This is a genomic window from Burkholderia reimsis (assembly GCF_003294055.1).
Classification (GTDB): domain Bacteria; phylum Pseudomonadota; class Gammaproteobacteria; order Burkholderiales; family Burkholderiaceae; genus Burkholderia; species Burkholderia cepacia.
In genome coordinates this window covers 1-594 of sequence record NZ_QMFZ01000132.1, presented here as the reverse complement: position 1 = coordinate 594, position 594 = coordinate 1, and the positions used below count along the sequence as shown (strand labels likewise).

Annotated in this window: 1 pseudogene; it reads left to right on the top strand. The window is 62.0% G+C overall.

From position 1 onward, the window contains the following. Window positions 1-581, top strand: a pseudogene (locus DPV79_RS41580) (hypothetical protein); the annotation flags it as partial. Window positions 582-594 lie beyond the last annotated feature (13 nt).

Genomic DNA, 594 nt, shown 5'->3' with positions numbered 1-594 from the left:
GGTACCGCATCTTCTTCATCAAGCGGCTTTCCAATTTCTACTTCAACCGCAAGACGCGCAAGGTCTACTACCAGCGCAACAAGACCCTGATTGCGTTCGACTGGGCACGGACCGAAGGCGCCGAATTCGTGCGCAACGAATTCGGCGGCCGATCCTTCAGCACGAATTTCGCATTGGCCTTCGGCCCACGGCCGGCACCGGGTGACGAGCAAGATCGCACCGTCCTCTGGGTCGACAGCAATGCGCCCAATGACCCCGACCCGCGCTACATCGCTGAGGTGTGGGAATACATCTACCAGTTCATGGAGAAGGGCCCGGACCACTTGCCGCCACCCGGCGAGCCCAACTGGTGGTACGTGCCACTGCACCGCATCTGCCTGACCCCGGCCGAAGCCTGGCGCCACTATGCGCCATGGCGCAGCGGCGAGCCGGGCGAATGGCAAGGCAAGAAGAATTGGCTGTTGCCGATGTGGCTGATCCTGTTCCCGTACAACCTGTTCTCCGCCTTGTGCTGGTATGTGGTGTGCCGCGTGTTCAACGTGCGCAGCGCACCGCCGCCGGCGGAAGCCTTGGAGCGTTGAATCGATGGCGATG